Annotated in this window: 12 protein-coding genes and 2 tRNA genes; 3 read left to right on the plus strand and 11 right to left on the minus strand. The window is 64.7% G+C overall.

All coding sequences use genetic code 11. The annotated features are described in order from the left end of the window. Positions 1–10: 10 nt before the first annotated feature. Positions 11–532 (plus strand): DUF2231 domain-containing protein, encoded by a 522-nt coding sequence (locus GDR53_RS03195; RefSeq protein ID WP_193336666.1) that lies wholly within the window; start codon positions 11–13, stop codon positions 530–532. On the opposite strand, the gene GDR53_RS03200 is transcribed toward GDR53_RS03195, so the two are convergent. The 3 genes from GDR53_RS03200 to GDR53_RS03210 all read right to left on the minus strand — a co-directional run bounded on the left by GDR53_RS03200 (position 513) and on the right by GDR53_RS03210 (position 4,463). Beyond that, the gene (locus GDR53_RS03200) at positions 513–1,013 is read right to left on the minus strand and encodes a CopD family protein (RefSeq protein ID WP_193336667.1); all 501 of its coding nucleotides are present in this window, start codon (positions 1,011–1,013) and stop codon (positions 513–515) included. The two genes, GDR53_RS03195 and GDR53_RS03200, sit on opposite strands and share 20 nt — an antisense overlap. After that, positions 1,010–1,774, minus strand: coding sequence for a cytochrome c oxidase assembly protein (locus GDR53_RS03205; RefSeq protein ID WP_193336668.1), 765 nt, complete (start codon positions 1,772–1,774; stop codon positions 1,010–1,012). The genes GDR53_RS03200 and GDR53_RS03205 overlap by 4 nt, the downstream gene beginning before the upstream one ends. A 76-nt stretch (positions 1,775–1,850) precedes the next feature. Beyond that, the gene (locus GDR53_RS03210; RefSeq protein WP_232846716.1) at positions 1,851–4,463 is read right to left on the minus strand and encodes an outer membrane protein assembly factor BamB family protein; all 2,613 of its coding nucleotides are present in this window, start codon (positions 4,461–4,463) and stop codon (positions 1,851–1,853) included. A gap of 263 nt (positions 4,464–4,726) precedes the next feature. Between GDR53_RS03210 and GDR53_RS03215 the strand changes: the two genes are divergently transcribed. Then, a complete protein-coding gene (locus GDR53_RS03215) occupies positions 4,727–4,912 on the plus strand; it encodes a DUF2934 domain-containing protein (protein WP_193336669.1) in 186 nt (61 codons plus the stop codon). Positions 4,913–4,951: 39 nt separating this feature from the next. Here the strand turns inward: GDR53_RS03215 and GDR53_RS03220 are convergent, their stop codons facing one another. Together GDR53_RS03220 and GDR53_RS03225 are read right to left on the minus strand one after the other, a co-directional pair. Then, positions 4,952–6,652 (minus strand): HAD-IIB family hydrolase, encoded by a 1,701-nt coding sequence (locus GDR53_RS03220; RefSeq protein WP_193336670.1) that lies wholly within the window; start codon positions 6,650–6,652, stop codon positions 4,952–4,954. A 164-nt stretch (positions 6,653–6,816) separates the two neighbouring features. Continuing rightward, a tRNA-Gln gene (locus GDR53_RS03225) sits at positions 6,817–6,891 on the minus strand. A 182-nt stretch (positions 6,892–7,073) separates the two neighbouring features. On the opposite strand from GDR53_RS03225, the gene GDR53_RS03230 reads away from it, so the two are divergent. Beyond that, positions 7,074–7,150: transfer RNA gene (locus GDR53_RS03230), tRNA-Pro, on the plus strand. Positions 7,151–7,260: 110 nt separating this feature from the next. Here the strand turns inward: GDR53_RS03230 and GDR53_RS03235 are convergent. The 6 genes from GDR53_RS03235 to GDR53_RS03260 are packed head-to-tail and all read right to left on the minus strand — an operon-like array spanning position 7,261 to position 12,899. After that, complete coding sequence (locus GDR53_RS03235) at positions 7,261–8,073, minus strand: inositol monophosphatase family protein (RefSeq protein WP_193336671.1); 813 nt, start codon at positions 8,071–8,073, stop codon at positions 7,261–7,263. Further along, positions 8,070–8,906, minus strand: coding sequence for a glycerophosphodiester phosphodiesterase (locus GDR53_RS03240; RefSeq protein WP_193336672.1), 837 nt, complete (start codon positions 8,904–8,906; stop codon positions 8,070–8,072). Before GDR53_RS03240 ends, GDR53_RS03235 begins: the two co-directional genes overlap by 4 nt. 56 nt (positions 8,907–8,962) lie before the next feature. Then, on the minus strand, positions 8,963–10,045 hold the full coding sequence (locus tag GDR53_RS03245; RefSeq protein WP_193336673.1) for an ABC transporter ATP-binding protein: 1,083 nt from the start codon (positions 10,043–10,045) through the stop codon (positions 8,963–8,965). A gap of 8 nt (positions 10,046–10,053) precedes the next feature. After that, on the minus strand, positions 10,054–10,875 hold the full coding sequence (locus tag GDR53_RS03250) for an ABC transporter permease (RefSeq protein WP_193336674.1): 822 nt from the start codon (positions 10,873–10,875) through the stop codon (positions 10,054–10,056). Next, positions 10,876–11,745 carry an ABC transporter permease gene (locus GDR53_RS03255; RefSeq protein WP_193337941.1) on the minus strand — a complete coding sequence of 290 codons (870 nt, stop codon included), beginning with the start codon at positions 11,743–11,745 and terminating at the stop codon, positions 10,876–10,878. It lies immediately after the preceding gene. A gap of 2 nt (positions 11,746–11,747) precedes the next feature. Beyond that, positions 11,748–12,899 carry an extracellular solute-binding protein gene (locus GDR53_RS03260; protein ID WP_193336675.1) on the minus strand — a complete coding sequence of 384 codons (1,152 nt, stop codon included), beginning with the start codon at positions 12,897–12,899 and terminating at the stop codon, positions 11,748–11,750. Positions 12,900–12,965 lie beyond the last annotated feature (66 nt).

A 12,965-nucleotide genomic window follows, 5' to 3' on the forward strand; every position in this document is an offset into this window, starting at 1 on the left:
AGAAGCCGAAATGCAGTCCGAAGAATCGACGGGAGAGGCCGACGCCTCGCATGCCAATCCGCGCATCCGCGACATGGCGCAGCAGGATGTCGGCTCTGCCGTTGCGGTGGCCGGCCACCCCATTCATGCCATGCTGGTGCATTTCCCCATTGCTTTGGTGATCTGCACCCTGGGCGCCGACGGCATGTACTGGATCACCGCCGACCCGTTCTGGGTGCAGGTTGGATTGTGGGGAGCCGGCGCGGCCTTTGCCTTCGGTCTCCTGGCGTCCGCCGCCGGCACGGTCGAACTGCTTGCAGTACCCGGCATTCGCGTGCGGGTGGCCAGCTGGAACCATGCGATTGCCGCGATTACCCTGATCGCCATGATCGGCGCCAATTTCGGCCTGCGCATGACCGCGCCAGAGGCCATTCTGCCGCACGGCTTGTTGCTGTCCCTGCTCTCGGCGGTGCTGACTGCGCTGGCGGGCTGGCATGGGGGCAAGCTGGTCTTTGATCATGGTGTGGGTCTCATCATCTCAACCAAGCACTAAGGAAGGGGAGCATCTCGCCCAGGGCGCCGGGGGCAAAAAAATCGTTGATCCAGCCGGCGGTCACCCATTGCGGCTTGCCCAGCACCGTCACCAGAATGGCGGCGATGACGGTCGCCGTCAGCGTGATGACGATGATGACGCGGCTGGTGGGGTAGGTCTGGCCCGGCTCGAACAGGCGCAGGATGACGAGGCCACTCAGGACATGGATGAAGACCATGGCACCGACCAAAGCCAGCTTGACCGAGAACCACGGCACGAAAGTGGACTCGACAAAGATCAGGGCCGTGCCCGTCACCACGGCGACGAAGGCCGCCGGGGACACGAGCTTGATATAGAAGAAGCGCACAAAATTGTGCAGACTGAACAGCGCTTTGTCCTTGAGCTGGCGCCGCTGGCTGTAGAGAAAGGGCAGGCTCAGCAGCCCGACCGACCACATGGCAATGGCCAGGACATGGACGAATTTGAGGAGAATCGCGGTCACGCCTGTCGCGCCTCGCTCTGGCGCAGCCAGGCTGCCAGGCGCCAGACGGCGACCAGCAGATAAGGCAGGCTGGCCGGGACCCACATGATGAGGCCGGCCAATTGCTGATCGTCAAGGGCGCCCAAGCCGAAAGCCCCGGTGGTGGCGAAATGGGGCACGTAAAGCGGCTGGCCTGAAAACACCAGCAGCGCCCCGAGCAGGCCCATCTGGATGGTGACGGCGACGAGCGCCACGATGGCACGGCCCGGCGAGGCCAGCAGGACGGCGCCCCAGAACAGCATGGCGCTGCCCAGCAATGTCAGCTGCATCAGCCAGTAGACGCGCGTACTGGTCAGGGCCAGCAGATAGGCATCCGGCGCGTGCCAGAGCCAGAAGATGACCGTGTGCAGCACCAGGAGCGGGGTGGCCAGGCGCGGCAAGGCTGACGCCAAAAATGCGAGCCCGGACCGCTTCTGCTGGATCAGCGCCCAGGCCAGCAGCGGCGCGGCCACGGCGACCAGCAGGACATGATGCACGACCCGGGCGGAGAACAGCGCCACCGTGAGGGCGCAGAGCGGGCTGATGAAAATGATCGCCAGTACGCCCATGCCGGCAGCGAAGCTGGCACTGGCGCGGCTGCGCAGGGGCCGGCCGAACCAGAACAGGACTGCGGCGGCAAGCACGACTGAAAGCAGGACCGGATCAAAATTCCACCGCTCCCAGAGGTTTTCCGGGAGCGGCGACGGGCCACAATAGCTCATGATGGACAAGGCGTTTTGCATGACGGTCCTGACGCTTGAACCAGAATTCTAGTCTGCTCTTTGCGGAGAGGTGAAGCCACCTCTCCGCAAAGGCGCTTTAGGGCGTAGCGCTCTCCGGCAGGGCATAAGCGATGAAGTAGTCGCCTATGGGGGTCTCCATGAAGTCATGCCCGCCGGCATTGATGACGACGATCTGGCGACCCTCGGCCTCATAGGTCATCGGCGTCGCCTGGCCGCCGGCTGGCAGCACGACACTCCAGACTTCCTCGCCCGTCTCGATATCGACGGCGCGCAGGATGTCGTCGGTTGCGGCAGCGATAAAGAACAGGCCCGAGGCGGTAACAAAGCCGCCGCCATTATTGGGCGTGCCGATATCGATGGGCAGCATGGAGGGGATGCCAAAAGGACCATTCTTGCGGGCCGAACCGAAGGGGCGGTCCCACAGCACTTCACGGGTTTCCAGATCGATCGCCGCGATTCCGCCATAGGGTGGCTGCTTGCACAGCAGGCCGGTGAAGGGCACGCGCCAGCCCGCATTCACCCGGATACCATAGGGCGTCAGAGCCTGCGGGCTCAGGCTACCATGCGAGCCACCACCGGCATCGGCGTCATAGCTCGGGTCGGTGATCGGCACGACGCCTAGTGCATCGACTTCCTCACGGGGTACCAACTGGTTGTAGTTGGGCATATTGTTATAGTTGGTGATCATGATGTTGTTCACCGGATCGACCGCAACGCCACCCCAGTCCACGCCGCCATTATAGCCAGGGAACTGGATCCAGGGCTGATCGACGGTGGGCGGGGTGTAGACGCCGTCATAGCTGGCCTGACGGAACTGGATGCGGCACCAGAGCTGGTCGAGCGGCGTCATGCCCCACATGCTGGCCTCGGTGAGGTTTGGCTTGAGCAGATTGGGGAAGTCGGTGACATAGGGCTGGGTCGGCGACAGGCGCTCGGGCTCGACGCCACCCTGGGGGGCGGGACGGTCCTCGATATTGACGAGCGGCTCGCCGGTTTCGCGGTTGAGAATATAGAACTGCGCCTGCTTGGAGGGCATGATGATGGCCGGAACCGGGCCGTCAGCGGTGGGGAAGTCCACCAAAGTGCCCTGCCCGCCGAGATCGTAATCCCAGACGTCGTAATGCACGGTCTGATAGCTCCAGGCGACTTCACCGGTTTCGACGTCGAGCGCGACGATGGCGGTTGAATAGGTGTTTTCGGCCTCGGAGCGATCACCGCCCCAATAGTCGACGGCAGAATTGCCCATGGGCATATAGACCAGGCCCAGTTCGTCATCACCCGAGGCAATGGTCCACATATTGGGCGTGCCGGGGGTATAGACTTCGCCTTCTGGCGGCAGACCGGTTTCGCCGGGACGGCCCATATCCCAGGCCCATTCCAGCTCGCCAGTGACGACGTTGTAGCCGCGGATCACGCCCGAGGGCGCTTCGCGGGTCTGCCCATCGCTGACCTGGCTGCCGACGACGAGGACGTCCCGCACGAGAGTTGGCGGCGAAGTCGGCGCATAAAAGCCGGGCGCGGTATCGCCAATGCCTTCGAGCAGATTGACGGTGCCGACATTGCCGAAGTCGGCGCAGGGCTGGCCGGTTTCGGTGTCGAGCGCGATCATGCGCGCATCGTGGGTGAGGTTGACGACGCGGGTGGCGCAGAGATCGGTTTCATCGGCCGCCGGATCGGCAAAATAGATCAGGCCGCGGCAGGAGGCATTGTAGCCAACGGCGTCGACGGGCGTTTCCGGATCATAGGTCCAGAATTCGGCGCCGGTAGCGGCGTCGAGCGCGCTGATCTTGTTGAGTGCCGAGCACAGATACAGGCGATCGCCCACCTTGATCGGCGTGTTCTGGTTGCCGAAGGGTTCGTCATTCTCTGGCAGATCGCCGGTGCGGAATTCCCAGATCTGCTCAAGTTCGCCGATATTTTCAGGGGTAATCTGTGCGAGCGGGGAATAGCGCGCGGCGCGGTGAGTGCCGCCATAGGCGGGCCAATCCACACCGGTTTCGAACTGATTGTCGACAACTTGTTCGGCCACTGACTGTTCGGCTGCAGGCGCGAGATCGCCAGTCGGAGCAGCGCCCTCTGCGGGCGCATCCGGGGCAGGTGCATCGGTAGGCGGAACCGCGGGCTCAGCCGGCGACAGTGGCGCGGTCGGCGCTGGCGCGGGAGTCTGCTCAGGGGTGACTGGAGCAGCCGGCGTTTCAACCGGTGCAGGGGTTTCGGTGACCGGTGGCGGCGTCGTTTCCTGCGCCACAAGATTGCCATCGCGCACGGCGCTCAGGCCCAGCAGGGAGGCGCCCACGGCGACAACTGCGGCGGCCGCTGCGGCCATGGCACGGCGCGGCGCTGCTGTGCGGCCTTTCAATGCCGGGATGGTCAGCAGCACTAGAACCAGAATCACGGTCGGCGCGACCAGGCGCGGCACCTGGGCCCAGCCGTCGAGCCCGGCTTCCCACAGTGCCCAGACCAGCGTGCCGAGATAGGTAACGAGATAAATCCACACGCCGGTCATTTGCTGACGGAACAGGAACCAGGCAGAAGCCAGCAGGCCGAGACCGGCCAGCGCATAGTACCAGGAGCCGCCCAGCGTGATGAGATAGAGGCCGCCGAGCATTATTGGCAAGCCGAACAGCACCATCACGACAGCCAGCGCCACCGTCCCCCAATAACCGAATGAGTGACTGGGATTGGACATGTTGACGCTCCTCAGATTTTTGGCTGACCTTGACCAACGCCACGCGGGGTCGAAGGTTCCGTCCCGGCTGTCCATGATGTCTTCCGGCCATGACAGAGGCGGCGGCGGCGCGCGGGGCCGACGGACCTCACCACAGGACGTCGGCGCGCACAGGGAACAATCGCCCTGCCCTGTCGTTGAGACTGGACCGCGGCAGCAGCGCGCGGAGAGCGCAGGACAGGCCCCTATGTTGCCAATGTCCATCAATGCAGGAGGAGAGATTAATGGCTGAACTTGACCAGAACGAGATCCGCGTCGTCGCCCATCAGCTGTGGGAGCGCGACGGTCGCCCCGAGGGAAAGGCCGATGACTACTGGCATGCGGCGGTCAAGCTGCTGTCTGCTGAGAGCCATGCCGATGAGACGGAAACGCCCGCGCCCATCCTGCCGGTACCGCCGGCGCCGGTCTGAGCTCATAAATGGCGCTTGCCTGGCCAATCCCAGGGATGGTCAGGCAGGCCCATCGGCGGGCAGATTGTAGCGTTCGGCGATCTCGGCGCGCAGTAAAGCCCGGCTGGCCGCGGCTGTGGACGAGCCGGCGTCCCGGATGGCATCGGCTACCCTGACGAGGGCCTGGTCGCGGATCACGCTGGTGAACCAGCGGCTGACGTCGCCATTGTGCAGATGATGGGTCCATACTTCGTCTGCCACCGCATCGCCCTTGGACAGGAACTCAAAGAGGTTCCTCGCCTGAACGCAGACCCGGTTGTCCGGTCCGCGAAAATAGAAGCTGCGTTGGTCGCCCACATCGCCGGTGGCATATTTGCCGGCATGGCGCACATGCGTCTGGAGCGGTGCATGAGGCCGCACCACTACCCCGACAAAATTGCGCCGCCAGACCAGCATCTCGCCCGGCTCCGGCACGGAAGCGCCGTTCATGGCGGGTGCTTCCAGACCGGCCAGTGAACAAAAGTCCCTGACCATGAATTCAGCGCTCGCCCCCAGCGCGCAGACCGTGCCGACGCTGGCCAGCACGTCGGCGCTCAGCAGCCGGGGAGAGACGGTGATGAAGATGACGCAGGGCTGCTCGCCAAACTCCACCCCGTTCGACACGGCAAAGCCCTGATGGGCCTCGTCAATGATAACAAAGGCCGGTGCGCCCATGTGCTCGCGCCGGGCACTGGCGGCGGCCATGGCATCGAGCATGAAGTGCCGCCGGACCTCATGCTTCATGCCGCGCAGGACCACGACCGGATTGAGACCGGCGGCCAGCAGGAGCTCGAAATCGGCGACATTGACGGCAGGATTGCTGGCATCGAGCACGCTGGTGCCGCTGATGGTGTGATAGTCGCCCTCCGGGTCGAGCACGGCCAGGCCGCAGTCATGGGTCAGCATCTGTTCGATCAGCATGGTGGCAAAGGTCGATTTGCCGATCTGCGACGGGCCGACCACCAGCACATTGCCCTGATGGACCGGCATGCTGATGCGCTTGCCGCTGCGCGCCGTGCCGATGGCCAGATCGTGTCGCCCGGCGGGCAGCAGGTCGCCGTCGAGCTTGTGCAGGGCTTCGGCCAGAAAGCGCACGCCGGCCCCGTGATCCTGCCCCAGCACCAGGTCGGCCTCGGCCTTGATGGAAGGCACGGCATTGGCCACCGCCACCGAGCAGCCGCAGATGGCCAGGAAGGAGTGATCGTTCTCGGCGTCACCCACGCCGACCAGGGCGCTTGGCGACAGGTTGAGGTCACGTGCAGCGGCCCGCAGGCCGCTGGCCTTGTTGATCCCGGTGGGCAGCACCATCAGGGCGCCCTTGTTGAAGGTGATCTGCAGCTCGAGCCCCGACTGGCGGATGGCATCGAGTACCTTGCCCTGATCGGGTTCCCAGGCGGCGATGATCGCCTGCCCGACGGACAGGCGCTCCACGCCCAGTCCGCGAAGATGCTGCACCAGGTCCGGATCGGGCGGTGGCGCCAGGACGCGCGTCTGCCCGCTGGCAGGGTCATGCAGCACGGCACCATTTTCGAGGACCAGACGATCAAACATGCCATAGTCGGGGAAGGTGGTGGCCAGGTCTCCCAGTTCCCGCCCCGTCACCAGGATCAGCCGCCTGCCGCTGCGCTGCAGCGCCGCCAGGGCGTCCCGCGTGGCGGCTTCGACCTTGCCGTCGGTGGCGATGGTTCCATCAAAGTCAGCGGCCAGCCCCAGAAAGTACATGACGTCACCATGCCGGTCTCTCGATGGCGCGCAGCTTGCCGCACAATGGCGCCGGGCTTCTTGACCGAAATCAACGCACTGCCACCCTGGGCGCGATTTCGCTGCGCTGGCGGCATCTGGCCCGCATGCGCCGGGGTGACGACCGGCGAAACAGCGAAAAAAGCTGGCTGGGGCGCTAGGATTCGAACCTAGGGATGCCGATACCAAAAACCGGTGCCTTACCACTTGGCGACGCCCCAACTGGCGCGGTTCGTACACGGTTTGCCCCGGGTTCGCAACATGGTCCACGAGCTCGCAAAAAGCCTTTTGCAGACGCTTGAACGGCGCCGTCAGCGGGTCTATAACGCCCGCCGTCGCGTGTGGCACAGCGGGCTTTGCAGCCCGCTGCCAGCCAGAACAAGCCCGAGATCGCGACACCTGACGGAGTATAGCGCAGCCTGGTAGCGCACCTGCTTCGGGAGCAGGGGGTCGAGTGTTCGAATCACTCTACTCCGACCAATCAGCCCGGCCTCCTGCGAGGTCGGGCTTTTTTCTGCCGAGAGGATGGCCCCTGCGCGTCCTGGCCGGCCGGCCGGTCGGCCGTGGTGTGCGCGGCGAATGGCCTGCGATCAGGCGGGATTTTTCGGCGGGACCGGGTCGAGATGGGGCCGCAGAAAAGCGTGGGTGGCCTGGTTGGCGACCAGCAGGACGCCACTGCGCTCGAAATGCTCGGGGCCGCGACCCCACCAGTCCGTCACCACGCCGCCGGCCTCTTGCACCATCAGGATGCCGCCTGCCGTGTCGACAAAGCCGGTTTCCTCGAAATAGCCGGTGAGCCGGCCGCAGGCGACGAAGGCGCAGGACAAAGCGGCGCTACCGATGATGCGCACGGCGCCGATGGGCGCGCGGATGGCATCGAGGCGCTGATAGGCACCCGGATAAAGCGAGAGGTTCGGCGTGGGCAGGCCGGTGCCGACGCACATCATGGCGACAACGGTGCTGGCGCTGACGCGCATGGGCTCACCATTGAGCCGGGCCCCCTGCCCCTTGATGGCGGTGAACATTTCGTCGACCACGGGATTGTAGATCAGCCCGCACATGGTCTGGTTGCCGCGGCGCAGGGCGATGGTGATGGTATAATCGAGGCCGTTGAGGAAATTGGTGGTGCCGTCGATGGGGTCGACCAGCCAGCGATGCTCGCGGTCGCTGCCTTCGACCGGGGCGAATTCCTCCCCAGTAAAGCTCCAGTCCGGATAGGCGCCGAGCAGTTCGGCGCGGATGAGCTGCTCGGATTCCCGGTCGGCGTCCGAGACGAAATCGCCCGGTCCCTTGACGCCGATCTCGAGCTCGCGATGGCGCTGGAAATAGCCCTGGGTCAAGACGCCGGCGCGGCGCGCCACGGCCACCATATGGGCGAGAATATCGTCGTAGTTGTCGGTCATGATTGCAGCGCCATTGCCAGGCCCTCGGGATCGTCTGTGGTGATTTGGTCAACCTTGAGCGCCAGGAGGCGCTCGACCTGGGCCAGGCTGTCGGGATTGACCTCACGGATGGTCCAGGCGTCGACGCGTTTGCCGGCGGCATGGAAGGCCGCAATGATGTCAAAGCCATCCTCGGCAAACAGCAGCGGGATCTGCCAGTAGAGGTAGATCAGGTCGGCGGTTGGCGCCGCCGCCAGCGTCTCGGCGACGAAGGCGGCATGGCTGCCGCTGGCGCGGGCAGCGTTGACCCTCGCCTCGTCGCTGGGATCAAAGCCGACCCTGATGCCGGGCACCTCGGCGGCCAGCATGGCGATGGCCTTGGCATTGCCCGAGGAGAGGATGAGATTGCCGGCAACGGGCCTGGTGGCCCGGGCGAAATTGGCCAGCGCCGTGGCGTCGAGGACGGAGTCGTCCTCCTTGTAATCGAGCTGCAGCAGGGCATCGGGATGGACGCTGCCCGAGACCATCAGCGCGCAGAGGTCATCGAGCAGCATGACCTTGTCGGGGATCGGTGCGCCGTCATTGTCGCGCAGCTGCAGCTGGCGCAGAGCGGCGTCGCTGGTGTCGGCGACCAGGCCGATGCCGGTGGTTTCCTCTGACAGGTCGAGATTGTGCAGCACGGCAAAGCCCTTGTCGCCGGTCACCACCAGGTCGACCTCGATCGAGGCGCCCAGCGCCATGCCCTCGAGAATGCGCTGGCCGGTAAAGACCGGATCGGCCCGGCGGCGGCGGCCGCGATGCCATTTCAGCCAGGTGCGGTGGCCGTTGCGTTCAACATGGACAGGGTCGTGCATCAGGTGATGGCCTTTTTGTCGGCAAGGAGAAGCGGCGCGGGTGCCGGGTCGACTGGTCAGGCGTCGAGCGGCTCGGGCTGGTTGATGAGCTCGGCAGCAACCGCCGTGCGGTGCAGCAGCACGCCATGGCGGTAGGCGGCCATTGCCTTGGGGTGCAGCGCCACGCCCTGCCCCAGCTGGAACAGGTCGGGATGGGACACCATGGCCTTGATGCGCGTGCCGTCGGGCAGCGCCAGATCGACGAGGCCATGGGTGCCGAAATCGGTAACGCGGTGCACCGTGCCGTGGCCGCCCTGCGGCGCGACGCTGAGCTCGAGCGCCTCGGGCCGGACGCAAAGCGTGGTCGGACCGTTGCTGACCGGCAGCGGAATGGCAAAATTGGCGGTGCGGAAGACGCCGTCGGTGACCTCGCCCTCAAGCGTATTCATCGAGCCGATGAAGCCGGCAACGAAGGGGGTGAGTGGGGCGCGGTAGACCACGTCGGGCCGGTCGATCTGCTCGGTGCGCCCGTCGCGCATGACGACGATACGGTCGGCCATCGAGAGCGCCTCGTCCTGACCGTGTGTGACAAAGAGGGTGGTGATCTTGAGGCGCTGCTGGATGTCGCGCACTTCTTCGCGCAGGCGTTCGCGCAGATGCTGGTCCAGACTGGCAAAGGGTTCGTCGAGCAACAGGATCTTGGGCTCGAGCACCAGCGAGCGGGCCAGGGCCACGCGCTGCTGCTGGCCGCCGGAGAGCTGGGTGACGCTGCGCAGGCCATAGCCGCCCAGCCCCACCAGGTCGAGCACACCCTCGACGCGCCGCTTGATCTCGTCGGCCGGCACTTTGCGCAGCTTGAGGCCGAAGGCGAGGTTCTTGAAGACGTTCATATGCGTCCACAGCGCATGGCTCTGGAACACCATGCCGGTGGGGCGGCGCTCGGGCGGCAGGCGGGTAATGTCCTCGCCATCGATGGTCATCGCGCCGCTGGTGGGCGTCTCGAAGCCGCCGACCATGCGCAGCAGGGTGGATTTGCCCGAGCCGGATGGCCCCAGCAGGCAGACCAGCTCACCATCGGCCACGTCGAGCGAGAAGCTGTCCACCGCCTTGGTGCCATTGGGGAAAATCTTGGAGATATCGTTGATCTTGAGAACGGACATGGGTCTTCCTAGCCGCCGAAGCCGCGGGCGAACGAACCGGAATTGACGACCCGGCGCGCGAACAGCAAAGCGATGAAACTGGGCACCCAGAGCAGCACGGAAAGCACTGCGCCATACTGGATGACCGGCTGGTTATTGATAAAGGAGATCATCAGCACCGGCAGGGTACGCACTTGTGGCGCGCCGATCAGCCAGGCGCCTTCGGTTTCGTAGAAGGTGCCGACAAAGCTGAGCAGGATCGCGGCTGCGATGGTCGGGCCGGCCTGTGGCAGGGTGATCGACCAGAAGACGCGGAAGGGGCTGGCGCCGACATCGCGGGCCGCCTCCTCCATGCGCCGGTCGACCGACTGGAAGGCGGCCACCGGAATCCAGATCATGAACAGCAGCGTGCCCACCAGCTGGATCAGCACCACGCCCCAGAAGGTGCCGATGAGGTTGAGCTGCAAGAAGATACCCGCAATGGCGACCAAGAGGCCGAATTTGGGAAAGGCATGGCCGGCCAGGAACGAGAAGAACAGCAGGTTGCGGCCGGGGAAATCGAGCCGGGCAAAGGCATAGGCGGCCGGCAGGCAGATGGCGGCGGACAGAGCGGTCACGGTGAAGGCCAGCGTCAGGCTCATGGAAATCGAGCTCCAGACGTCGGCGCGGGCCAGGGTCTGGTTCCAAAAGCGCAGGCCGAATTCCTGCGGGATCACCGAGGGATAGCGCCAGACATTGGTGAAGGCCCAGGTGCCCACGACCAGCAGCGGGAAGACGATGACCAGGGTCAGCACGGCGGCAAAGGCGATGCCGGTCCAGTCGATCTTGCGATGGATGAGTGTTGCAGCCATTTATGCGGCCCTGTTCTTGGCGACGGAGCGCACATAAAAGAGCCCGAAGACGATGCAGAAGCCGAAGGTGACCACGGCCTGGGTAATAGCGGTCTGCGGATCATAGAGATCGCGGAAGGTGCGCTGCATGAACGGGCCCATCATTTCGGGCGCGGCCGGGCCCAGGATATAGGGCAGGGTGAAGGCCGAGAAGATGCCGAGCACGGCAAAGGAAATGGCCACCAGAATCGAATTGGAGAGGCGCGGCAGGATAATGTGCCAGAGCAGCGCGATCCGGCCGGCGCCGACATCGCGCGCAGCCTCGACCGCCTGGTTGGAGACATTGCCCAGGCCCGAGAGCAGGATCAGCACGGTGAGCGGGATATTGTCCCAGACGAGGCCGATGACGGGCCCCCAGGGCGTCAGATAGGGCGAGCGGATATGCGGCAGGCCGACGGCATTGAACAGCAGGTCGACGGTCCCATTGGGGCCCAGCACGCGGATGAAGGCAAAGCTCAGGATGATCGAGGGTACGAACATCGGAAAGATGGCCAGGCCCTGCACGTAGGCGGCCACTTTGGTGTCGGAAAAGCGCAGGTAAAGCGCGATGGGCAGGCAGACCAGCAGCAGCAATATGGCGCAGACGCCCGTGGTCCACAGCGTCATCGACAGGTTGGAGAGGCTATAGCCATCGGAAAAAAAGAACCGGTAGGTCTCGACGGAAAAGGCATTGCCCTCCGGCGTCTTGACCCAGAGCGTGGTGATGATCGCCGAGATGATCGGCCAGATGATCAGCCAGAGCACCAGCAGCACCGGCGTGGCGACGAGCAGGAGGCCATAAGGCCTCCTGCGGATGGGTGTAACGGACCCGATCTGGTCCGGGGCGGTCATGGTCACGAAGCGGGGTCCACGTTTGGTGCCACGGCGCGATACCAGCCGTCATTGATGGCCGCTTCCCAATCGCCGCTCGGGAAATTGGGAATGGTCTGCGGGATCAGGTCGGCGAACTTCTCGCGCAGTTCAGGCGCGACGTGATCCCAGCTGACGCCGGGGAAGCCGCCCAGTTCGGTCAGCACGGCCGACTGGATTTCTTCGGTCAGCAGGAAGTCGGCGAGCTTGAGGGCTGCATCCTTGTTGGCACCATTGCTGAGCACGCCAAGCTTGGTGAAGCCGCCGGGCAGGCCGAGATCCTGGAGCTGCACGAGACCGGTGGTCTCAGGCAGCACGCCCTGGGCGATGGCCGACAGGGCCTGATCGGACCAGGCCGGGATCATGGTGACGGCCGACTGGCCGAGCAGCTGCAGCGACTGGGTATTGCCCGAGGTATAGGCGCCGCCGTCGAACAGCGACGGGGCCAGATCGAGCAGCATGTCAAAGGCGGGCTTGAGCATGGTGTCGTTCTTGTCGGCGCTGTAATTGTCGACGGTGAACTGGCTGGGGTCCTTGCCGTTCACTTCATAAATGGCGCGACGGACGAAATTGCCGCCCGAACCGCCCTTGTTGGGACGGTTATAGATGAACTGGCCAGGATTGGCCTTGATCCAGGTGACGAGGTCGGCAAAGGTCTTGGGCGCGTCGGCTGGCGCCAGCTTGGTGGTGTCATAGGCCAGCAGCACCTGCGACCCGCGGTAAGGCAGGTTGGTGGGAATGTCGAAGGCCAGCGGGTTGATCTTGGAATAGTTGGACAGACCAGCTGCCTCGAAGTCGACATAGAGGCCCTTGGCAATGCCATCGACCGTGACGCGGGTGTCGAAGCCTTCGAAGAGGTCAGCCTGGGGATCGGTGCCCGAGGCCAGAGCGGCCAGAGCGCGGTCGCCAATGGCGGCGACACCGGCGCCGTCGCCACCGTCAACCAGGTTGAGCGTGATGCCGGCATTGGCGGCTTCAAATTTGGGCTTCACCACATTGGTCCAGAAGTCGATGACGTTCTGGTCCGAGCTGAAATAGACGTCGATGACGCCCTCGGCAGCGAAGGACATGCGGGGCAGGACCAGCATGCCGGCGGCGGTACCGGCAGCCGAGATCATAAAAGCACGACGTTTCATCATATTCTCCCATCTAGGCGATCCCGGGCGGGACCACGGCGCTGTCTCACCGGTCGCGGAGGCGAT

The sequence above is a fragment of the Devosia beringensis genome (assembly GCF_014926585.1).
GTDB lineage: Bacteria > Pseudomonadota > Alphaproteobacteria > Rhizobiales > Devosiaceae > Devosia > Devosia beringensis.

Coding starts and splice junctions, on each gene's coding strand:
- GDR53_RS03240 (WP_193336672.1), bottom strand. CDS start 8,906: ATGCACGACCCTGTCCATGTTGAACGCAACGGCCACCGCACCTGGCTG.
- GDR53_RS03205 (WP_193336668.1), bottom strand. CDS start 1,774: ATGCAAAACGCCTTGTCCATCATGAGCTATTGTGGCCCGTCGCCGCTC.
- GDR53_RS03255 (WP_193337941.1), bottom strand. CDS start 11,745: ATGACCGCCCCGGACCAGATCGGGTCCGTTACACCCATCCGCAGGAGG.
- GDR53_RS03250 (WP_193336674.1), bottom strand. CDS start 10,875: ATGGCTGCAACACTCATCCATCGCAAGATCGACTGGACCGGCATCGCC.
- GDR53_RS03260 (WP_193336675.1), bottom strand. CDS start 12,899: ATGAAACGTCGTGCTTTTATGATCTCGGCTGCCGGTACCGCCGCCGGC.
- GDR53_RS03215 (WP_193336669.1), top strand. CDS start 4,727: ATGGCTGAACTTGACCAGAACGAGATCCGCGTCGTCGCCCATCAGCTG.
- GDR53_RS03210 (WP_232846716.1), bottom strand. CDS start 4,463: ATGTCCAATCCCAGTCACTCATTCGGTTATTGGGGGACGGTGGCGCTG.
- GDR53_RS03235 (WP_193336671.1), bottom strand. CDS start 8,073: ATGACCGACAACTACGACGATATTCTCGCCCATATGGTGGCCGTGGCG.
- GDR53_RS03245 (WP_193336673.1), bottom strand. CDS start 10,045: ATGTCCGTTCTCAAGATCAACGATATCTCCAAGATTTTCCCCAATGGC.
- GDR53_RS03220 (WP_193336670.1), bottom strand. CDS start 6,652: ATGTACTTTCTGGGGCTGGCCGCTGACTTTGATGGAACCATCGCCACC.
- GDR53_RS03195 (WP_193336666.1), top strand. CDS start 11: ATGCAGTCCGAAGAATCGACGGGAGAGGCCGACGCCTCGCATGCCAAT.